This is a genomic window from Kosakonia sp. SOY2 (assembly GCF_027109175.1).
Taxonomy (GTDB): domain Bacteria; phylum Pseudomonadota; class Gammaproteobacteria; order Enterobacterales; family Enterobacteriaceae; genus Kosakonia.
This window is the reverse complement of the sequence record NZ_JAPVXH010000003.1, coordinates 1-21,311: the sequence shown is the minus strand read 5'-3', so window position 1 is coordinate 21,311 and position 21,311 is coordinate 1. Positions and strand designations below refer to the sequence as shown.

General features: G+C 52.5%; 23 protein-coding genes. 8 read left to right on the top strand and 15 right to left on the bottom strand.

Annotated elements, in window-relative coordinates; all coding sequences use genetic code 11:
• The first annotated feature begins 113 nt into the window (after positions 1–113).
• Entirely contained in the window at positions 114–1,493 is a 1,380-nt protein-coding gene (locus O3S68_RS16980) for a carbohydrate porin (RefSeq protein WP_269232044.1), read from the top strand.
• Between the two features lie 114 nt (positions 1,494–1,607).
• Positions 1,608–2,510 carry an EamA family transporter gene (locus O3S68_RS16975; RefSeq protein ID WP_044489528.1) on the top strand — a complete coding sequence of 301 codons (903 nt, stop codon included), beginning with the start codon at positions 1,608–1,610 and terminating at the stop codon, positions 2,508–2,510.
• Between the two features lie 10 nt (positions 2,511–2,520).
• Here O3S68_RS16975 and nepI read toward each other — a convergent pair whose 3' ends face one another.
• The 3 genes from nepI to O3S68_RS16960 all read right to left on the bottom strand — a co-directional run bounded on the left by nepI (position 2,521) and on the right by O3S68_RS16960 (position 4,980).
• Entirely contained in the window at positions 2,521–3,705 is a 1,185-nt protein-coding gene (gene nepI / locus O3S68_RS16970) for a purine ribonucleoside efflux pump NepI (protein ID WP_045507408.1), read from the bottom strand.
• Positions 3,706–3,894: 189 nt separating this feature from the next.
• Complete coding sequence (locus O3S68_RS16965) at positions 3,895–4,431, bottom strand: SRPBCC domain-containing protein (RefSeq protein ID WP_269232043.1); 537 nt, start codon at positions 4,429–4,431, stop codon at positions 3,895–3,897.
• A gap of 96 nt (positions 4,432–4,527) precedes the next feature.
• A complete protein-coding gene (locus tag O3S68_RS16960) occupies positions 4,528–4,980 on the bottom strand; it encodes a DUF1198 domain-containing protein (protein ID WP_045507402.1) in 453 nt (150 codons plus the stop codon).
• Positions 4,981–5,084: 104 nt separating this feature from the next.
• Between O3S68_RS16960 and O3S68_RS16955 the strand changes: the two genes are divergently transcribed.
• Positions 5,085–5,987: a LysR family transcriptional regulator gene (locus tag O3S68_RS16955; RefSeq protein ID WP_020455804.1), complete on the top strand. Its 903-nt coding sequence runs from the start codon at positions 5,085–5,087 to the stop codon at positions 5,985–5,987.
• A 9-nt stretch (positions 5,988–5,996) separates the two neighbouring features.
• Here the strand turns inward: O3S68_RS16955 and ilvN are convergent, their stop codons facing one another.
• The 3 genes from ilvN to ivbL all read right to left on the bottom strand — a co-directional run bounded on the left by ilvN (position 5,997) and on the right by ivbL (position 8,177).
• Positions 5,997–6,281, bottom strand: coding sequence for an acetolactate synthase small subunit (gene ilvN / locus O3S68_RS16950; RefSeq protein ID WP_017458118.1), 285 nt, complete (start codon positions 6,279–6,281; stop codon positions 5,997–5,999).
• A gap of 3 nt (positions 6,282–6,284) precedes the next feature.
• Positions 6,285–7,973 (bottom strand): acetolactate synthase large subunit, encoded by a 1,689-nt coding sequence (gene ilvB / locus O3S68_RS16945; protein WP_045507399.1) that lies wholly within the window; start codon positions 7,971–7,973, stop codon positions 6,285–6,287.
• Positions 7,974–8,078: 105 nt separating this feature from the next.
• Complete coding sequence (gene ivbL, locus O3S68_RS16940) at positions 8,079–8,177, bottom strand: ilvB operon leader peptide IvbL (protein ID WP_110093690.1); 99 nt, start codon at positions 8,175–8,177, stop codon at positions 8,079–8,081.
• A 510-nt stretch (positions 8,178–8,687) separates the two neighbouring features.
• On the opposite strand from ivbL, the gene tisB reads away from it, so the two are divergent.
• Entirely contained in the window at positions 8,688–8,777 is a 90-nt protein-coding gene (tisB, locus tag O3S68_RS24310; RefSeq protein WP_017458115.1) for a type I toxin-antitoxin system toxin TisB, read from the top strand.
• A gap of 55 nt (positions 8,778–8,832) precedes the next feature.
• Here tisB and O3S68_RS16935 read toward each other — a convergent pair whose 3' ends face one another.
• The 9 genes from O3S68_RS16935 to sctV are packed head-to-tail and all read right to left on the bottom strand — an operon-like array spanning position 8,833 to position 17,542.
• Positions 8,833–9,903, bottom strand: a complete 1,071-nt coding sequence (locus O3S68_RS16935) for an EscU/YscU/HrcU family type III secretion system export apparatus switch protein (RefSeq protein ID WP_269232042.1) — start codon at positions 9,901–9,903, stop codon at positions 8,833–8,835.
• Positions 9,904–9,906: 3 nt separating this feature from the next.
• Positions 9,907–10,710: an EscT/YscT/HrcT family type III secretion system export apparatus protein gene (locus O3S68_RS16930; protein ID WP_020455808.1), complete on the bottom strand. Its 804-nt coding sequence runs from the start codon at positions 10,708–10,710 to the stop codon at positions 9,907–9,909.
• Positions 10,707–10,973, bottom strand: a complete 267-nt coding sequence (locus O3S68_RS16925; protein ID WP_269232041.1) for an EscS/YscS/HrcS family type III secretion system export apparatus protein — start codon at positions 10,971–10,973, stop codon at positions 10,707–10,709. The genes O3S68_RS16930 and O3S68_RS16925 overlap by 4 nt, the downstream gene beginning before the upstream one ends.
• 14 nt (positions 10,974–10,987) lie before the next feature.
• A complete protein-coding gene (gene sctR, locus O3S68_RS16920; RefSeq protein ID WP_269232040.1) occupies positions 10,988–11,641 on the bottom strand; it encodes a type III secretion system export apparatus subunit SctR in 654 nt (217 codons plus the stop codon).
• Positions 11,641–12,675 carry a FliM/FliN family flagellar motor switch protein gene (locus O3S68_RS16915; RefSeq protein WP_269232039.1) on the bottom strand — a complete coding sequence of 345 codons (1,035 nt, stop codon included), beginning with the start codon at positions 12,673–12,675 and terminating at the stop codon, positions 11,641–11,643. The genes sctR and O3S68_RS16915 overlap by 1 nt, the downstream gene beginning before the upstream one ends.
• A 23-nt stretch (positions 12,676–12,698) precedes the next feature.
• Complete coding sequence (locus O3S68_RS16910; protein WP_269232038.1) at positions 12,699–13,151, bottom strand: hypothetical protein; 453 nt, start codon at positions 13,149–13,151, stop codon at positions 12,699–12,701.
• On the bottom strand, positions 13,141–14,517 hold the full coding sequence (locus O3S68_RS16905; protein WP_442913171.1) for a FliI/YscN family ATPase: 1,377 nt from the start codon (positions 14,515–14,517) through the stop codon (positions 13,141–13,143). The genes O3S68_RS16910 and O3S68_RS16905 overlap by 11 nt, the downstream gene beginning before the upstream one ends.
• Positions 14,511–15,413, bottom strand: coding sequence for an FHA domain-containing protein (locus tag O3S68_RS16900; RefSeq protein ID WP_269232036.1), 903 nt, complete (start codon positions 15,411–15,413; stop codon positions 14,511–14,513). Before O3S68_RS16900 ends, O3S68_RS16905 begins: the two co-directional genes overlap by 7 nt.
• Positions 15,414–15,424: 11 nt before the next feature.
• Positions 15,425–17,542: a type III secretion system export apparatus subunit SctV gene (gene sctV / locus O3S68_RS16895; protein WP_269232035.1), complete on the bottom strand. Its 2,118-nt coding sequence runs from the start codon at positions 17,540–17,542 to the stop codon at positions 15,425–15,427.
• A 333-nt stretch (positions 17,543–17,875) separates the two neighbouring features.
• Between sctV and O3S68_RS16890 the strand changes: the two genes are divergently transcribed.
• Genes O3S68_RS16890 through O3S68_RS16875 form a run of 4 tightly spaced genes read left to right on the top strand, consistent with a single transcriptional unit; the run spans position 17,876 to position 21,181 of the window.
• Positions 17,876–18,421: an RNA polymerase sigma factor gene (locus O3S68_RS16890; RefSeq protein ID WP_020455816.1), complete on the top strand. Its 546-nt coding sequence runs from the start codon at positions 17,876–17,878 to the stop codon at positions 18,419–18,421.
• Positions 18,422–18,424: 3 nt separating this feature from the next.
• A complete protein-coding gene (locus O3S68_RS16885) occupies positions 18,425–18,976 on the top strand; it encodes a GNAT family N-acetyltransferase (RefSeq protein ID WP_269232034.1) in 552 nt (183 codons plus the stop codon).
• Between the two features lie 16 nt (positions 18,977–18,992).
• Complete coding sequence (locus O3S68_RS16880; RefSeq protein WP_020455818.1) at positions 18,993–19,214, top strand: hypothetical protein; 222 nt, start codon at positions 18,993–18,995, stop codon at positions 19,212–19,214.
• Between the two features lie 17 nt (positions 19,215–19,231).
• Positions 19,232–21,181, top strand: a complete 1,950-nt coding sequence (locus O3S68_RS16875) for a secretin N-terminal domain-containing protein (protein WP_269232033.1) — start codon at positions 19,232–19,234, stop codon at positions 21,179–21,181.
• Positions 21,182–21,311: the final 130 nt, after the last annotated feature.

Here is a 21,311-nt window from a genome sequence, read left to right as displayed (position 1 = left end):
GCTGTACCCGCATTTAAAAAATAAAAGCAGTTCGTAATGGTGATGGCAATAATCTCTGCCCGGTCACCCGGGATGGTTATTGTCTGAGAATAACTTACTAAATTGAGATAACCATGAGAATTAATAAAAAACTTCCAGTGGCGCTGGCGGTTGCGGCCACCCTTTGCTCTGGCTCCGTCTTCGCACAAGAGTTCACGCAAGAGCAAATCGATGCCATCGTCGCCAAGGCGGTGGATAAAGCGCTGACGGAACGCCAGGCGAAAATGGACGCCGCCGTGAATAAAAAAGCGGATGTGGTGGTGGAACCGCAAAGCGCGGCGCAAACCCCGGATTTGGCGGTGCCTTACGGCCTGAAATTTAGCGGTTACGCCCGTTATGGCGCGCACTTCCAGTCTGGCGATCAGAAATATGTTGGCGTTGATGGCTCCTATAACGGCGCGTCGGCGATTGGTCGTCTGGGCAACGAAGGCAACGGCGGTGAATTCCAGCTCTCCAAAGCCTTTAAAGGCGACAACGGCGCAATCTGGGACGTCAACGTGATGTTCGACCACTGGGGCGACGAAGTTAACCTGAAAAAAGCCTATGCCGGGGTGACCAACCTGCTGGCATCCAACCCGAACGCCTACTTCTGGGCAGGGCGTGATTTCCACCAGCGTCCACAACAGGGCATCAACGACTATTTCTGGATGAACCACGACGGCCAGGGCGCCGGGGTGAAAAACTTCGATATCGGCGGCGTGCAGTTTGATGTCGCGGCTGTTGGTTCGGTGGCATCCTGTAGCCCGGAAGTGCTGGAAGATGAAGCCAACCCGTCACGCATCACCTGTACTGGCGGCTCCAACGTCGGCGATAAAGGTAACTATGCGGTGACCTCCAAAATCCATGGCATGAAAGTCGGCCCGCTGGATCTGGAAATTTACGCTAACTACGGTTTTGATTCGAAAGCGATTGAAAGCGATGCCCGTCTGAAAGCCTGGCAAGGTGGTGCGGTGCTGAGCCACACCTACGACCACGGCATTAACAAACTGATCGCGCGCTACTCCGATAACGCGGATAACAGCGTATTTAACAAAACCGACGATCTGACCGCGATTTACGCCAGCTTCGAAGGCAGCTACAAATTCTCCCGGCAGACGCAGGTGGACTACCTGCTCGCGTACCACGACTACGACAACAGCGCCAACAAAGCGGATAACCGCCGCAACTATGGCGCGATTGTCCGCCCGATGCACTGGTGGAACGATGTGCACTCCACCTGGCTGGAACTGGGTTATCAACGCGTAGATTATGATGACGGCGGCGATAACCACGGCTGGAAAGCAACCCTGTCGCAGAACATCTCTATCGCGATGGGACCGGAGTTCCGCCCGATGCTGCGCTTCTACGTGACCGGCGGCGAAGTGGATAACAAACGCACCGCACGCGTGAACGGCACCAACGACTCGACGCTCGATTCGTTCAACATCGGCGCGATGTGGGAAGCCTGGTGGTAAGGTAACAAAACCGGAGGCGGTCCCCCCTCATGCCGCCTCCGGTTAAACTCTGTACATGTGTTATGATGCGCGGCCTTACGATAAGTCATCAGCATCACAGAGTTGGGTTAGCACATGGGTTCGAGCAAGAAAGGGATGTTTTACGTCCTGGCCGCCGCCGTTTTATGGGGCAGTTCCGGGGTTTGCGCGCAGTACATAATGCAGAAAAGTCATATCTCCTCGCCGTGGCTGACGATGACGCGACTGCTGTTCACCGGCGTGATTTTGTTAACGCTGTCGTTTGTCCACGGTGACAAAATTTTCGCCATCCTGAAAAACCGCAAAGACGCCTTTAGCCTGCTGTTCTTCTCGCTGTTTGGCGCGCTAACCGTGCAGCTCACTTTCCTGCTGACGATTGAAAAATCCAACGCCGCCACCGCGACGGTGCTGCAATTTCTCTCGCCGACGATTATCGTGGCGTGGTTCGCGCTGGTGCGCAAAGCGCGCCCCACCTTCCCCGTGGCGTCGGCGATTGTCACTTCGCTTATCGGTACATTTTTACTGGTGACGCACGGCAATCTGACGTCGCTCTCTATCTCGCCTGAAGCGCTGCTGTGGGGCATTGTCTCGGCGTTTGCCGCCGCGTTTTACACTACCTACCCTTCGCAGCTTATCGCCCGTTACGGCACGCTGCCGATTGTCGGCTGGAGTATGTTGCTGGCGGGACTGATGCTGACGCCCTTCTTTGGCGGGCAGGGAAATGATGTTGTAGTGAATGGCCGCCTGCTGATGGCGTTCTTCTACCTGGTGGTGATTGGCACCGCGCTGACGTTTAGCCTCTATCTGAAAGGCGCGCAGATGATTGGCGGCTCGAAAGCCAGCATTCTGAGTTGCGCCGAACCGCTGAGCAGCGCCCTGCTGTCAGTGGCGCTCCTCGGCGTGGCGTTTTCGCTGCCGGACTGGCTCGGCACGCTGCTGATTGTCTCGTCGGTATTGCTGATTTCCTGGGATTCGCGGCGCAAAATACGCGCCGCATAAGCCGACTGGTTTACGCTTTTACCCGCACTTTCGCGGCCACCAGCAGCGCCGTTAACAGCATCAGGCTACCGGAAAGCACCAGCGGCGAAAGTAAACCGTAGTGATCGAGGGCAAAGCCGCCAATCGCCGCGCCGCAGGTGTTGGCAAGCTGGATCACCGCCACCTGAATGGAACCGGCTTTTTCTGCCTGATCGGCAAGCGTGCGGGTGATCCACGTTGACCAGCCCACCGGGATCAGCGCAAAACCCAGCCCCCAGATAATGGCGATGCCCGCCGCGACAACCTTATCGCTGCCCCACAGAATTAGCACCAGGGCGCTAATGGCCAGGGTTAACGGTGCCAGCGCCAGCGCCAGTTTCACCGAGCGCTTCATCACCACCGAGGAGAACGACGTGCCGACAAAGCTGGCGATACCGAAGCTCAGCAGCACTAATGTCAGCCCGTCTACATCAAACCCGGCGAGATTCATATAAACCGGGCGAATATAGGTGAAAAAGGAAAACTGCCCGGCGAAGACCATAAAAATGGCGATCATCCCGGCCAGTACACCGGGGCGCTTGAGCAGGCCGAACATGTTCTCATGGTGCTCGGTTTTCCCCGGTAGCGACGGCAATGCCTGCCACACCCAGATGATACAGGCCGCGCCCATCAGCGCCGCGCCGTTAAACACATTGCGCCAGCCAATAATGCCACCAAGAAAACTACCGAGCGGAGCCGCGATCACCAGCGCAATCGACACCGCGCCAAAGATCACCGACAGCGCTTTTGGCACAACGCGCATCGGCACCAGCCGCATGGTTAGCGACGCCGACATCGCCCAGAAACCGCCTAACGCCAGACCAAGGCAGGCCCGACCCAGCAGCAGCAGGGTGAAATTGGTGGCGAACGACACCAGCAGGCAGGAAAGCGTAAGCAGCACCGCGAACGCGATCACCACATAGCGGCGGTCGGCGGCACGGATAACCGTGGTGATAAACAGGCTGGCAAACATCGCAACAAACGCCGTCACGGTGACGGTTTGCCCGGCGAGACCTTCCGACACCCCCAGATCCAGTGCCATTGGCGTGAGCAGGCTTACCGGCAAAAACTCCACGGTTATCAGGCAAGCCACGCAAAACGCCACGGCGAATACCGCCGACCAGTTCGGGCGACTTACCGTATCCGTAGAAGATTGCGTTACAGATTGCTCACTCATTGGTTACCTGCTTAGTTTTTATTCGTGAAAGTCGCGCAGTGTAACATTCAAAATGTGTGACGCAATTAACAATTTGGCAACTCTGTGGCGGCGATGAATTCAACCGCCAGGCACAAAGCGTGTCCGCCAGTGTGTATATGGAGTCGCGGCATGACTGCGATGAGGTTTATGCCGCGACACCAGCACGGTTTACTCTTTAGCCCGCGCGTTACGCGCCGCCGTTGCCAGGCCGACAATCCACTCCTGGTGAGCATTGATCATCGGGTTTGGCACCGCGCTCGCCAGTTGCCGCGCCGGAACACCGGTTTGCGATTCCTGGGTCAGGAGGCGCACGCGGCTACCGGGTAAATCCTCAAACAACCAGGCATGAATCGCATCCAGACGCGACTGCGCATCCCCTTCCACCCAGCCATACCACGCGATACGCGCGGCCTGGCCTTCAACCGGCGGCACATATTCACACACCTGCGCCTCGACCGGGAAACCAAAGGTAGTGAAACGAAAACGGGCACGGGCGCTTAATAACGGGCCGCTGCCATCGTGAAAACGGATGTCTTGCGCGTTGCTGTAGTAAGTCGGCCACAGGCGAGTATCGTTCAGTTGCGCCCAGATCTCATGTGCCGTTAGCCCGGCGACAATGATTTCGTTGGAGACAAAATTATCGGTGGTGCCTGGCAGGTAATCCTGCGGCCAGACAATGGCGCTTTGCGTCAGAGATTGCGTCATGGTGTACCTCGTCATGGATGAACGAGGCCACTTTGCGCCGCGCGGTGTTATAAATCTAATGACTATCTTTGATGAGTATCATCACGCTGCGTGATATCAGTGCAGCCAGTGAACGCCCTCTTCGGGCATAAACAGCGCGTTATAGCGCATCTGGAAATTATTGAGATCGGCTCTGTCCGGTTCCAGTTCGCGCAGAAACCCTTGCGCCAGGCGGATTTGCGCATCGGTGACAGGTGTTGCCAGCCGCGCTTTTTGCAACAACCGGTGCCAGTAAACCAGGTTCTGCTCGCTGCTATCGACAATAGACACCTGCCAGATCAGTAACACCTGGGCGGCGTTTTGCAGGTGCGCTTCGTCCGGGCGCGTCAGGTAGCTTAAATATTCGTTACCGGCGCTTTTGCCCATCTGGTCGATCATCGATTCCACCGGCACGGGCTGAATGTTGAGTCGGTCGGTGAGGCGGCGAATCGCGCGGCGAGAATCAGAAGTTAATACTCTGAAACCAATCACAAAAACCACCACCAGCGTTGCCAACATCAACCAAATCATAACCGCTCCCGAAGCGCAAAAGAGGCTCATCATACGGGGAAATTACCCGCTACGGACAGCCGTAAATGCGATAATCTTTATTATCGCTCTGGCTGGTCATCATCATGAATAACGATATCAGAAACCTCGATCTTAACCTGTTGAAAACGCTCGATGCCTTGCTTGATGAACGCCATGTCACCCGCGCTGCCGCCCGCCTTTCGCTGACGCAACCGGCGGTGAGCGGCATGTTGACGCGACTGCGTGATTATTTTGCCGACCCGCTGTTTATCCGCGCGCCGCATGGCATGGTGCCCACGCCGCGTGCGCAGGCCCTGGCGGCACCGGTTAAACAGATCCTTGCCGATATCGACCGCTTGCTGAAACCCACCGCCTTTGACCCGCTCAGCGCCACATTTATCTGGACGCTGGCGGCAACCGACTACGCGCTTAAAGTGGTGATCGTGCCGTTTATTGCTGAGCTGAAAAAGCACGCGCCGGGGATCCGCATCCGCGTTGAACCCGTGGAGCCGCAGCGACTGGTAAGCCAGCTTGAGCGCGGCGAAGTGGATGCGGCGTTAATGACACCGCACAGCACGCCGGAAGCACTGCACAGCCGGGCGCTATTTGAGGAACGTTTTGTCTGCATGATGCGCGCCGACCACCCGGATGCGGCGCAAGATACGCTGACACTGGAGCGCTTCTGCGCGCTGGAGCACGCGCTGGTATCGTGGGATGGAGAACGTTTTCGCGGCGTGGCGGATAACGCGCTGGCCGCAATCGGTAAAAGCCGCCGCGTGGGCGTGTCGGTGAATAACTTCCTGATCCTGCCAGAGATGTTAACCGTCAGCGATATGATTGCCGTGGTGCCGCAGCGCCTCGCCAGCCTGACACCGGGCATGTGTATGCGTGAAGCGCCCTTGCCGATACCGGGATTTACCAAAACCCTGGCCTGGCACGAACGCAGCCACCGCGATCCGGCGCATCAGTGGCTACGCAATCTGCTGTTCGACATCAGCCAGCGTTAAGTGCGGCGATTACTCAAAGAACAGACCGAGTTTGTTGAATACGCCAGGATCGGTCTGGTGGCGGATAATTTGCACCACATCTTCCAGCTTATCGATCTGGCTTATCATCTGTTCCAGCCGCTGGTCGTTCGCCACCTGGAGCCAGATGCGGCTCTGCTCGCCGCTTTGTAGCGGTAGACAAAGAATGCCTTCCACGTTGAACGCGCGGCGGGCAAACAGCCCACAGACATGCGTCATCACGCCCGGATGGTTGCGCACGGTGAGTTCGAGAATGACATTATCAGTTGTTTGCATGGCTTATTCCCCCACCATTTCTGTATTCGCCGCGCCCGGCGGCACCATCGGGTAAACTTTTTCTTGCGGGTCGATACGCACATGCACCAGCGCCGGGCCCGGACGAGAGATAACCTCCTGCAACGCAGCCTGCGGGTTGGACTCGGCGTTTAAATCGCAGGTATGCAGGCCAAAACCAGCGGCAATCTGCATAAAGTTGATCATGCCGGGATAGGTTGCGGCAAACACGCCGGATTTGTAGAACAGGCTCTGTTGCTGATGCACCAGCCCCAGCGCTTCGTTATTCATCAGGATAATTTTCACATCGAGATTATTTTCCGCGGCGGTGGCCATCTCCTGGATGTTCATCATCAGGCTACCATCACCGGAAAAGCAGATGATCTTACGCTCCGGATTTGCCAGCGCCGCGCCAATCGCCGCAGGCAGGCCAAAGCCCATGGTGCCCAGCCCGCCGGAAGTCAGCCACTGGCGCGGGCGGTTCAGCGGGTAAGCCTGCGCCGTCCACATCTGATGCTGACCAACATCGGTGGTGATAATCGCACTGTCATCCACGCAGGCAGCGACCGCATTGATCAAACCGTAATGGGTGAGCGGGTCGCCCGCTTGCGGGATCGCGCCGGGAAACTCTTTTTGCAGCTGTTCCACGGTGTTGCGCCAGGCGTGGCGGGAATGGGCTTCGACTTGCGGGATCAGCGCATCGAGCACGTCGCCAACGTCGCCCTGGATTGCCACATGCGCCTGCTTCACTTTGCCCAGCTCCGCGCGGTCGATATCCACATGAATAATTTTGGCATTCGGGCAGAACTGTTCAGTTTTGCCAATCGCCCGGTCATCAAAACGTGCGCCAAGCACCACCAGCAGATCCGCTTCCTGCAAAATGTAGTTGGTGCTGCGGGCACCGTGCATTCCCAGCATCCCGAGCGACAGCGGGTGCTGTTTTGGCAACATGCCGAGCGCCATTAACGTCATGGTGGTGGGCATATTGGCTTTTTCCGCCAGGTGACGAATTTGCTGCGGCGCGTTAATCACTCCACCGCCCAGATACAGCACCGGGCGCTCGGCGGCATTGATCATCTCTGCGGCAGCGTGAACATCCTGAGCGTTCCAGGCGGGCGCTGGCGCTTTATGACCCGGTTCCGGCAGCTCGCTGAGGGTAATTTCCGCCGTCTGCACATCTTTAGGAATATCTATCCACACCGGGCCTGGGCGACCGGACTGCGCAATGCGAAACGCATCGCAAATCACCTGCGGCAGTTCGCTGATGTCGCGAACCAGGTAGTTGTGTTTTGTGATGGGGATAGAGATGCCGTAAGTGTCCACTTCCTGGAACGCATCGGTGCCAATCATCGAGGCCGGAACCTGGCCGGTGATGCAAATCAGCGGGATCGAATCGAGACGCGCGTCGGCAATGGCGGTCACCAGGTTGGTTGCCCCTGGCCCGCTACACGCCAGACAAACCGCCGGTTTGCCCTGCGTACGCGCCATGCCCTGCGCGATAAAACCCGCGCCCTGCTCGTGACGCGCCAGCACATGGCGAATCTGTTTACTTTGGCTTAGCGCGTCGTATAACGGCAAAACGGTACCGCCGGGGATGCCGGTCACGGTGGTGATGCCCTGACGTTCCAGTAAATGAACAATCAGCTGCGCGCCTGTATAGCGCGTGGATTGCGATGTGCTGCCCGAACTTGCCATGCTCCAGTCCTTTTCTTCTGAGCCGGCTTTCCAGGAGAGGCTTAAACGAAAAACCCCGCCCGGTTTGCGCCGGCGGGGTTTTGGAATCGTGTGTTGTTCCGGACCCTACGGCGCATTGCCGACGACCACCACCACACGCACGACGACCACCGCGGCGTTATGCGCGGTTTTTAGTAGGTTCATCGGATTGGTGGAAGCGTTCATTAGGGGCCTGTGTGTTGTGTTATTAACGAGATTTATACAAGCACAGGAATCATTCGCCGACAACTGCTTTTTACGCACCCGCAGAAAACTGCGCAGCCGATCACGTTTATTTACCTGGCGTCTGAAAACAAAAAACCTCGCCGGAGCGAGGTTTTTGTCAGCATTTTCGCGGTTGGTGGCCGCAAAACACACTGCGTTACGTCAACCACGCAACTATACGACGAATCCTGCGGATGCGCAATTTTCAGGCGTTTTTTCCCGCATTGAGTATGGATCAATGTCGAAAATTCCGCCAATAAATACTGTATATATAAACAGTATTAATATATAATGACCTTGCGAACCAGCGTGAGGGGCCGCGTTCAACGGCGCAAGAATTCCTGGCTGAAACGGGTGGTGCCGTCAGTGCCTTAACCCCTCAAGAGCACACTGCGTTACGCCAACAATAAGGCTGGCAACAGGTAGCGGAAAGGTACGTCAGCCAGTGCTCCTTGACCAGAGGAGAAGCGTATGGGCGGAATGGAGATGTTTATACTGATCCTGAAACTCATTGTTGCCTTGTTGCAACTGCTTGAAGCTGTCCTGAAGTTTTTGCGGTAATTCAGGTTCAAGTCGCACCAAAGAGGGGCGGGAAACCGCCCCTCTTTTACACCTCTCACGCTGTCTCTGGCTCGCGCTTTTTCATTTGCTGTAGCTGGTTGTAAATATGCGCCGTGTGGGCAATCGCCTGGCGTGGAATGGCCTGCCCACTCTCGTATTGCATCAGCAGATGAACCAGCTGCGGCGCGTCGATAACCGGAATGTTCAACGCGCGGGCGCGATCAAGAAGCCCGGATACCGCGTCTTTGCCCTGCTGTTTAAAAAGAATATGCGGTAGCGCGATGTTTTGCTGTTCGTAACGCAGAAGAACCACCCGAGATGCGGCATCATTCAGCACCACATCCGCCAGCTTTAACACCTCCCCGGGCTGCGGCACATCGACGGGCACCGGCGGCGGACTCATCATCAGGCTTCTGCGGTACGATTTAATATGCGGATCGCCTTCGGTATCTTTGTTTTCCCGGCGCACCTCCTCAAGGCTCATCCTTTGCGTCTTGATAAACAGATATTTTTGCAGGCCGAAATCGAGCGCCGTCCAGACAGCGAGCAGGATCAACATGTGATGAAAGATGTCGCTAACAAGGTTACGCAGCACCTGCGCTACGCGCATCAGCGGGCTTGCCGCCAGAAAGACGATTTCGTTGATATGCGGATAAACCGCACTGTAGCTGGCATAGACGATAGTTAAGAATTTCAGCAGGCTGCTTACCAACTCTGCGAGCTCTCTGGAGGAGAACATTTGCTGAATTTTTTGTAGCGGGTTTAGGCGTTCAAATTTTGGCATCGCCGATTCAGGCGCGATGAGAAAGCCAAATTGCAGCCAGTTTCCTAATAACCTTGCCGCTATCGCCACGCCCAGAACAGGCGCCAGGAAAATACTCAATTCGACTGCCAGCAACTGCGTTAACCGCTTTGCCGCTGTAATAAACGGCAGCGTAATGAAGCTCAGCGCCACAATGAAGAGCTGTTGCAGACGATCGAAACCGCGCTCCATCATGATAAAAATAAACTCCATCGCCAGCGTGATCAGCAGCAGCAGCGGCACCCCTTCATTTTTAAAAACATTCCCTTTCTTACGCTCATCGCGGATTTTTTTCGGCGTGGGTTGCTCGTTTTTTTCCGCCATCGCTTAATCCGCCGTCAGATTAAGCGTGGAAGAAATCATCGGGACGACGCGCTCAGGCTGCAATAATTGCTGCTCCGCAAGATGCAGTAATGTCGGGATATACATCACCAGGAAGGACAAACCGATAATAATTTTTAACGGGATGGTCACGCTGGTGACCTGCATTTTCGGGCTGTAAAGGCTCAGTATCGCCACGCTAAATTCGATCATCAGCATCAGCACAGCAAAAGGCGCGCTGTAAATAACAATAAAAGAGAATATGTCTGCGAGAAAAGCTAACCACTGTTTAAAGGTTACTGCTGTGTCAGTGAAGAAAAGTTTATCGATCGGCCAGAAGGTGTAGCTGCGCCAGAGAATATCAATGAGATAAGCGAAACCGTGAAAATGAATAAAAATCAGCAGAAAAATACTTTTAAAGACATAACCAAAAAAAGATCCGCTATTAGTTATCGCCGGGTTAATTTGCTCACCCATTTGTCCGCCGCTCTGATTATCAAACAGAACCCCGACGCTTTCGAATAACCAGAAAGGTACAACCAACAGAAAGCCTAAAAACATACCCAGCAGCGACTCTTTTATCATCATGATAATAAACATGATGCCTTTGATATTGCCAAAATCGGGTTGCGCATAAAAGGTGGTAGCGGGAAGCAAAGTAAATACCAGTGCGATACTGTAGAGCACCGCGCCTCTGATCTCCCGGAAAGAAAAAGCAATAATAATCGCCATGCAGGGGTAAATACGCGCACAGGCACTCACCAGAGCCATTAACGCCTCACCTAACCAGTCGAAAGAGACAAACGTCATTGCCAGGCTCTTATCTGGCTGATTAAGTCAAAACAGTTAATACTCAATTGCACTGTTTTTTGCAGCATCCAGTGGCCAGAAAAAGCCAGAATGACGCCAACAGCCACCATTTTCAACGCAAAAGGTAATGTTGCATCCTGTAATTGCATCACCGATTGCAGCAGCGCAATGATAATACCCGCCACCACAGCGGTCACTACTGGCGGAACCGATATCATCATCGCCAGTATTAATCCCTGCTTGAGCAACTCGACAATATACATATTTATTCTCATCGCTAAATGTAGCTGTAAAATAACCCTTCAAGCAAACGACTCCACCCCTCAATCAAAACAAAAAGCAATAATTTAAGCGGAATAGCAATAAACATCGGTGCCACCATTTGCATTCCCAATGCCATCAGCACTGTCGATACAACGAGGTCTATCACTAAAAAGGGAATATAAATTAAAAAACCAATTTTAAAACCGGACTGTAATTCCGAAAGGACAAACGCGCTTAATATCAGCACAGGGTTATCGCTCGTTATGGGATTGTTCGCCTGATCTTTCCATAGTTTTTTTGCCGCTTCCGTTAAACGAACATGGGTATCTGCATCAATATTGCGCTGTAAAAAGCTTTGCAGCGGCGCAATTACCGTCGGGTAGTGAGCATAAATCGCGGCGACATCGATTTTATCCGGTGAGATTTGTCGCACGCGCTGGGTCATGTCATTAAACACCGGCCCCATAATAAACAGCGTTGCGGCAAGCGAAATGCTGTAGATCACCATATTGCCAGGCACCTGCTGTATGCCCAACGCGTTGCGTACAATCAGCAAAACAACGGAAATTTTAAGAAACGAGGTGGAGATAATCATCAGCAAAGGCAACAACGTCAGCGCCGCGATAAACAGTGCCAGCGCCGCGGGATTGATCTGCTGAATATCCATCAGAAACGCTCCATGCGGGTAATTTGCAGCCCCAGCACACCTTCAACATCCACCAAAGTGCCCTGCGCCAGCGGGCGCTCGCCATAATAAATGGCCGCCTGACCGGGGGTAAAATCCGTGAATGTCAGTATCGAACCCGCCCGTAGCGACTGCAGCGCGTCGAGGGTTAACGTTAGCGTTCCGGCACGCAGCGTTATCCTCAGGGGAACAGAGGAAAGATCCGGCATTTCATGGGACTGTGCCTGGATCTCGCGCGATAAAGGCTCCGGGGGAAGCGTCGCGCCCGACTGCGGGAGTGCCGTATCAACAGGGGTGAATTCCATTTCTATCTCCTTATGGGAAACAATCGTAAATCTATGCGCCAGCGGGGCGCATTGCTGTAAAGAGAAACACTGTGTGCCGATTTGCAGTTGCCCTGCTCCTGCCGGGTTAAAAAGCCGATTTTCTGGCAGCACAATGTCGCCAACGCGTAAATGCCGTAACGCGTCTGCCGCAAGCTCCGTTGAGGCCAGGATCAACGGGAAAGAGAGTAAAAACTGCTTATTTTGCCGCGTCGGGGAAAAGTGCCATGCCGAATGCTGAAGCAGGCGAATTAATGTTAACGGCGACAGCGCCATTAATCCTCTTTCATATTGCTCGCTATTTTTTATTTCAATCCAACAATAAATTTCCGGTTCATGGCTTTCCTCAGCAGGCTGCAAGTAACCGACTATATTTTTAATTTCCTGACTGAGCGCGGCGTTATACACATCCCAGTACCACTGCGCCGCGGTATTATTATTTTCAGCTAATAACGGACAAAGCGATAACAGGTTCAACAAAGGCTCCGCATTATAAAGGCGTAATTTCCCGTATTGACTGGCAAAACATATCGGTTTATCCGGCAATCGTTCTCCCGCCTGCAATGGAAAGAGTCGTAACTGCCCTTGCTGGCCATTACATTGAAAATTCAATATCGGTTGTCGATCCAGATATTGCCGGGCGATGACCTCATCTTTACTGACAGGAGGAAATAACAGCGCAGCTTTATTCATCAATAATGGCTCTTTGCCCAATACTAAATGGCATGCAGTTGTTCAAGGATAAAACGAAACTTTTCCTGCCGTTTTCTTTTTCCGATAACCTGCTGAAAGTGCGCAGCGACTTCATCGCACTGGCGCAGATAATCTGTTTCTTGCTGCTTAATCCGCAAAATGGCGTCCTGCTGTTGCTGCACCATTCCCTGTTCTTTTTCAAGCCACTTTCGCATATCCATTAACGATAACGCGCGCTGTGTATTACGGTCGTTCATCGCGGAAAAGTAATCACGATTATAGTGGGCGATATGTTGTAAGTGCCGATTAAGCGCGTCAAGTTGTTGCGCCATTTTTACCATTTCGCGCTGTTGCTTTAACCACGCCAGTTCCGTTTTTATCGTCCGGTAATGATAAAGCGATAATAACTGGCGCAGCAGCGAAGTTAACCTTAGCGATTCATCTGCAGTGTTTTCATCCTCTGCGTTATAAAACACCTTGCGGACCCGGAGCATTCGCCACGATCTCCCGTAATTGATTTAAGGTTATTTCAGGCGCTCGCGGCGCGCGTAATGATTGTTTGAGAATATTATCCAGTGCCGGTTTAACCGCGACCGCATAATCGGTAAAGGGATCGCTGCCGGTCTGGTATTCTCCCAGACGAATTAACATTTCAATATCGGCATAGGCCGTCATTAATTGCCTTATATGTGTGGCAATAGTTTGCTGTTCAGTTCCCGTAATATTATTCATGACCCGACTCAGGCTGGCTGCCACATCAATGGCGGGATAATGTCCCTGATCGGCCAGTTTGCGCGAAAGGATAATATGCCCGTCCACTAAAGAGCGCACTTCGTCAGCAATCGGGTCGTGCATCGAATCTTGTTCAACCAGTACCGAATACAGCGCGGTGATAGTGCCCTGCCGGGTATGTCCGCTGCGTTCAACCAGCCGCGAGAGCAGGTTGTAAACCGAAGGAGGAAAGCCATTGCGCCCCGGCGGTTCGCCGTTGGCAAGCCCGATTTCGCGCTGTGCGCGGGCAAGACGTGTCAGCGAATCAACAATTAACAATGTGGATTCCCCTTGCAGGCGAAACCCTTCGGCGATGGCGGTGGCCGTAAACGCAGCGCGCACACGCTCCATGCTGCTGCGATCCGAGGTGGCGCACACGAGCACGGTGCGCTGACGTAGCGCTTCATCCAGCTCCCTGTCCATAAACTCACGCAGCTCGCGCCCGCGCTCACCCGTCAGGCAAAACACGATGGTGTCGCACGGTATATTTCGCGCCAGCTCCGCCAGCAGCGTTGTTTTACCGCATCCCGCCCCGGCAAAAATCCCCGCCCGCTGGCCTGCACCCAGCGTCAGCAAACCGTCAATACTGCTGAGCCCGGTGTAGAGCGGCGTATCAATACACAGGCGATCGGTCGCCGGCGTGGCGTTATGCATCACCGGTACAGATCGCGCGGTTAAGGTGTCGACAAAAGCGGCCTGCCCCTGCCCACCAAGAGCCCGACCAAACCCATCGAATACGCACCCTTTCAGCGCTGGCGAGACCTGTATGCTGTGGGGCAAACCTAAAGGATGGACCTCTGAACCGGGCTTAATGCCTTCCAGCGTATCCAGGGCGGCAAGTGAAACCTCCTGCGAATCAAAGCCAATTACTTCAGCCATAATCGGGTCGCCCGACGTGCGCGGCAAAAGGCATAAGTCTCCTAAGCGCGCGCCCGGAAGATAACACTGTAAAACGATGCCGCTAATCCCGGTCACCGAGCCGATAACGTTTACCGGCTCTGTCTGTTCAAGCTGGCGTTGTGTGGCCTGCTGCCAGCGGGCAAGTTCCTCTTGCCAGCCGTCGCTCACCAGGGCACCTCAAACCGTGTTTTACCCTGAAAGATCAGCTTTTCTTCGTTAATGGCGAGAAGTTTGATGCCACTAATCTCATCATTGATAAACACCCGCAGCCCGTTGTCGGTCACGATATACGGGGATTCACCCTTTACCACAAGGGCAATGCGAAAAGGCAGCGGTGGCGGCGGCTGGACAATATCCACAGAGATTTGCGCAGCACTCTGGTACCGCTGGGCAAAATGTTGCAGTAGCGCCTGCGTTTCAGCCTGTAACTTATCATCGCCGACCAGATGCAAAACAATGTTGTCATTGCCGGTTATTTCCAGATCGACGCGTTGCCCTAAACCGGCCTGCTGAAGCAGTGAAGCCAGCATTTCGCGGGTTTGCGCGGCAGTTTCAAGAAACGTTTTCTGCGGCTTCGGCACCGGCGCAGAAATCGCCGCCGGCCGCGCGTCTTTGCCAGAAAAACCGCCCAGCCCGAACGCGGCTATCGCGAGAATAAAACAAACCGCAGCCACGGCTTTATTCAGTCGACCACGCGGTCTTTCAGCCACCGGAGCGTGCGAACCCGGCTGGCTGTCGGCTTGCGCAGCGGGAGCGCTTTCCGTTTCCCACGGCGTGTCTGACTGCGCCACACATAACCAAATCCCCGCCAGCGAGAAGGGCGTACCGGGTTCGAGGTTATCGATGTGTTCAACGCGACGACCTTCATTCGTCAGCACCGCGCCTTGCAGGGCTTCCACTTGCCAGCCGTTATCCGTCGCATGCAGCCGGCAATGGTTTTGCGCAATCGCCGCGTCGTATAACACCATGTCCGCATCGGGCGATGATCCAATCAACCACTGCGTACCGGTCAAGGGTAACAGTGCGCCGCTATTCAGGCCGCTAAGCACTCTCAGTTCATAGAGCATGCTGTTTTTCCTCAATCTGCTGCATGTTCTGCGGGTTCGTGGTTTTCTGCTTCAAGATCGATCCGCCCCTGGATCTGGACTTTTATCGAGGGAATAAGCTCCGAAAAGGCGAGTACCGGAACAGGCGTGGACGACTCCCGTAGCAGACCGGAAAGCGGGCCGCGCAACTCAGGCTCGACAAGCAGCACACAAGGGGCGTCTTCATCAGTGGGAAAGCACTGCGCTAAACGGGCAAGTAACGCTTCATGCATCACCGCAGAGAGCGTCATCGGCTGCGCGCCCGCCGCGTTTAATGCCTGGCGGAACACCGCTTCCGTGGCGGGTGCCAGTAACCAGCTATTCAGCGTTTCATGTTGGCTGTACTGGTAACAAATCTGCTCTCTCAGCGCGTGGCGAACCAGCTCGGTTAACACCATCAGGTTGGATTCATGGCGGCTATGTTTAATCAATGTTTCGGCAATCAGGCGCAGCGGTCGCAGGGTGACACGTTCTGCGGCCAGCCGCTGCAAAACCGCCGAAAACCACGCGATGGGCAAGCACCTTTCGAGTTCATCAGCCAGCTCAGGCTGCTCGCTTCGTAGCCAGTCAATCAGCGCTTTGCTCTCTTGTAAGCCGACAAATTTCCACCCCGTTGACAGAATGGCCCGCCGCATTCTGGCGAGGATCAGATCGCCCGAAGTGCGTTTTTCGGTCTCGTACTGTGATAAGCGGTGATCGTCAACGTCAAACCACCGCAAGCCTTGCTCTTCGCGCTCTTCAAGCCCGGGCGTACCTTCATCTTCTGCGACCAGTCTGGCGTTGACGGCGCACTTAGCAGGATCATACGTTGCGCGAATAACCGGCACTTCATACACGCAGAAACGAAACTCATCGGGCGCCAGTTGCGCATTACCCTCAAGCTCGAAAGAGGGCAGCGTGAGGCCATATTCAAAAACAGTGTCGTTACGTAGGGCATAGATGCGCTGGAGTAGTTGTTCAAACCCCGGTTGTTGCTGATGCTGTGGATGAAATTGCAGCAGGTAGGCACGCAGCGGGAAAAAGCGGCGAACATTTTCATAACCCATTAGTTCTGTTGAATTATCAGGCTCAGCGCCGACAATCGATGGAGTAGGTTGCCCCGCCATTTCCAGCCTGGGCTTTTCCTGTCGGGTAAGCAGGAAGGCTAACGTCAGGCAGAGCAAACTGAGGGTAGAGAAAAGCATTGCTGGCATGCCAGGCACCACCGCAAACAGCGCCATAATGATGCCGCAATAGATCCAGGCTTTGGGGTGGCGCGTTAATTGCCAGATGATCTCACCGCCGATATTGACGCTGGAAGCCGCGTTATCGGAATTAACACGCGTAATAATAATGCCCGCCGCAAGCGAGATCAGCAGCGCCGGGATCTGCGCCACCAGGCCATCACCAATGCTCAGAATCGAGTAGATATGCATGGCGTCGGCGGCGGGCATGCCGTGCTGCAAAATGCCGACGGAAAAACCGCCGATTAAGTTAATAAAAACGATGATAATCCCGGAAATGGCGTCACCTTTGACGAATTTCATCGCCCCGTCCATGGCGCCAAAAAGCTGGCTCTCTTTGGTCAGTTGCTCGCGGCGCACCCTCGCGTCTGCCGTATCAATCAGGCCCGAGCGTAAATCGCTATCAATGGCCATCTGCTTACCCGGCATCGCATCCAGATTAAAACGGGCGGAAACCTCCGCGACGCGTTCAGCCCCCTTTGTAATGACCAGAAAGTTAACCAGCGTCAGGATCAAAAAGATAACCAACCCTACAGCCAGGTTGCCGCCCGCGACAAAATTACCAAAAGTTTCAACAACATGACCCGCATCATGCTGCAATAAAATCATGCGCGTCGTGGCAACGGATAACGCGAGGCGGAACATGGTTGTCAGCAGTAAAACTGCCGGAAACGTAGAAAATGCCAACGGGTGCTGCATAAATAATGCCTGGATGGCCAGCAAGGTGGCAATACAGATATTCAATGAGAGTGCGGTATCAATAATAAAAACCGGCAGTGGCAAAACCATCATAAAGACAATCGTTATGACAATAACCGCACCAATGAGTTCAGTCTGGTTTACCATTCGAACGGCCAGTTTCGTAAAAAACAGTCTCATGAACGCCACATATTTTCACATTGATCGAATAAGTAAGTTTTATTAACCATCGATAATCATCTCTGTATTAGCTAACGCGTCGGCAATCGACATTTTTCAAATCAATCAAAAGACAACACCTTTACGTTAGTGTTCTCAACACAGGAATGCGCGCAAAAGAAAATACCTAAAAGCGTATCACGTGATGTAGAGCGTGCATTTCCCCTCCACCCGCGCACATAAAAGCAGACCACCACTCTGAAGACGTACCTGAAATATTCTGCAAATTAACCAGGCAGATTTTCACTTCATTGCCACTCATAAGTGAGCAAGGAATAACTGGATAATACAAAGGGAATTTTTATGGGGAAGTTACCCATCAATGTTAATAATGAATCAGCGGATAAAAACGCATTCGATATAGATGAGTTAGTCGCAAACACTACCACCAGACTCAGGAAATTCATCAGCCGTCGGGTTTACAATCAAAGTGATGTAGATGATCTGGTACAAATGACTTACCTTGAAGCATTTCGCAATCAACATAAGTTTATTGGTGCGTCCAGTAAAGAAACCTGGTTATTTGGCATTGCGTCTAACCTGGTGCGAAATCATTTTAAAAAGACATTTAATAAACCTGAGATGGTGGCGCTGGATGATGTTAATTTTTTAATTTCCGATCAGATATTCAATCCTGACTATATTAACGAACATAAAATACAACTTTCTGAAACCATTGCTATGGTCGATAAATTGCCGCTCAAAATGCAAAATGTCATCTACCATATTATGGATTCAGACACCAGTTATAACGACGCCGCCGAGCAATTAGGTATTCCGATTGGAACAATACGTTCCAGGCTCTCCAGAGTTCGAAAAATACTGAAAAATAATCAGGAAGAAGGGTAATTAATGGAAATGAAATTAGATGAGCGAATCTTAAAACGGCTGCCCCGCGGGCTCAGGGTGGCGCAAAAAAGCGATATTGAAGCCATGACCATGATTTTTAATGAGACAGCGAATACCGGTGCGAATTCTCCCGTAACAAGGCCGATCACCGAGAAAGAACTGGGGTTTTATATCGAGCTTTATCAACAAGATAAATTGCCGGTGTACGTACTGGAGCGCAAAGGGGAAATTATCGCCTGGCTGTCAATCAACCGCTTTAGCTGGGGAACGTTAGCTTGCCGGCAAACCGGGGAAATTGCCTTATATGTGCGCGCGGATCGCTGCGGCAGCGGGCTTGGCGTGCATCTTGGGCTGGCGGCGCTGCTGCTTGGCCGTGAATATGGGTTTGAAACCATGGTCGCCTGGATTATGGCATCTAACCTTGCCAGCCAACGAATTGCCAAATATCTCGGCGGAGAACAATGGGCTTTCTTACCCAGAATTGCCCGTTTCGGTGAACAACGCGCCAGCGTCATGCTGTTTGGTTTCCGGCCGGATCTGCGTCTTTATAAATAAAACAGGGATAATCGATATGCTAAAAATGGATTCTGTGCGTAGCCAGTTAGATAGTAAATTAAAACAAGCCAGCAGTGATTTTCAGACCTCTGCCAAAAATATGAACGGTATGTCAATGGGCGACTGGCTCACGTTTCATCAACATATGAAACAATATTCTTCTGCCACCTGGGCTGCAAACCAGGAAGTGACGCTCAATCACAACCTGGCTCGCTCAATTATTAACGATGGTCGATAAGCTAACAGGTGACATGTATGAAATTCTACTGGCGTATTTTTTATTCACCTCTTTCGCATTGCGCCAGATTATTTAAACGCTGCGCAACACTAACCCTGATATTATTAACAGCTTTTATACATCAATACGCCGTGGCGGCTGTGCCCGCCATATTAAACAGTAGTGAATTCTCGTATCAAAACACCCCAGCGCCGTTAAATAAAGTGCTGGAGGATTTTGCTCATGCATTTTCGCTACGCCTGGTTATAGATCCAAAAATTTCGGCAGCGGTAAAGAATAAACTACGCGCTAATACGGCTCAGCAGTTTATTGAACGCCTGGCGCTTGAATATAATTTACAGTGGTTTATTTTCGAGGATAAATTATACGTCAGCAGTAAAACAGATCAGCACTCGCTAAAGATTAAAGTGTCTGGCGAGTCGATTGATAGTCTTAAAAAAGCGTTAACGGATATAGGTCTGCTGGATAAGCGATTTGGCTGGGGAGAACTGCCGGAGAGCGCTGAAATATTGGTAAGTGGCCCAACCGAATATGTGAACCTCATAAAAATGTTTGCCGAACAGCCTGATGCCAGTAAAAACAAAGGGGGCGCGTTTGAAACCATGTTCTTTCCTTTGCGTTTCGCTGAAGCGGCCGATATCCGGGTTGAATATCAAAATGAACTGATCACCATTCCGGGGGTTGGCACAATATTATCGGAGCTATTAGATGCAAACAAATCCTCGCCCCAGCTTCAGCGCTACAATTACCCGGCAGCGCTTGAGGCGGGTGAAAGCAAAACCCCATTTAATAACCGCTTAGGCGCTTCATTTTCAGCGCTGACTGACCGCATTTCACTGGCACCTGCACTGCCTGCATCCAGCGATGACAAACCGAAAATCGTGGTCAGTACACGCAGCAATGCCATCCTCATTCAGGACAACCCCGCCAAAAGGAGTGAGTATGCGCAGCTCATTGAAAAGCTCGATGTTCCGCTGAGATCGGTCGCCATCGATACCCTGGTTATCGACGTGGATAACCGCCAGGCTCTTAACACCGGCATGCAGGAAAAACGTTTAAGCCGCCGAGGCAGCGTTTACGATGAGGTTATTAACGGCAACAAATCTGTTCTTAACGCCCAGGAGATGAAAAAATTTCAGGCTGAAATTCAAAGGATTGTCGAACGAGGCGGCGCGTCGTTAACTGCTCGCCCTTCACTGATAACAATGGAGAATTTTCCCGCAGTCTTTAATTTTAGTAATCAAAACCGACCAGCGACAAAAGATGATCCGCTCTCTACTGCGTCCAACGGTACGGTGTTGCAAATCACGCCCCGTGTTATCGCCAGTGACAAACAGCAAGCGTTGCAGATTAAAGTCAATATGTATAACAAAGGGACAACGCCAGCGCCTGAAGATAATAACAAGACGGGCAATCTCAGCACACTGGTAACGGTCGATGAGGGTGATTCGTTAATTATTGGCGGTTTATCGGTCCATGAAAAAAAGAATACCACCTTCAACTTGCGGGAAAGTAAAAATCGGCAACGGTTTATTATCATTACGCCGAAGATAATTCAAAAAGATGCGAATAAAGAAAAAGCCAGCGCAAAGAAAACCACATCAGAATATGGCGGTTCGTTTTCCAAAAAAATGTATAAGCAGATCTTCGATGATATTACCAGGTTATCCAGTGGCACTATTTCACCCGCTACATTGCCAGCTATCGATGATATAACCATCGAAGATGTGTGCGATATTGACTGGCCACTGACCGTGCTGGCTGGAAACGTTAAATCGCTGGCAACGCAGGAATATACTATCTCTTCATCATTAATAAAAAACGCAGGTCAGCAGTCGGTAGTATTTCATGATACCGATTGTGATAACGATGAAAATATCATGATCGTCCCTTACCCCAACGCACCTATATCACCTGGTGCTTATATCGAAGTTTATATCGCCAGAAAGAACGAAGCACAGAAATAACCTCGCTCAAAGATCGTGAAGGAGCCCTACAATGAAAATTAATCCATTAACCCCTGCCATTATTAATACGCCGCTGGAAAACAGACAAGATCCTGGTATTGCGAAACGGGACCGCCGGGATATTCCCACT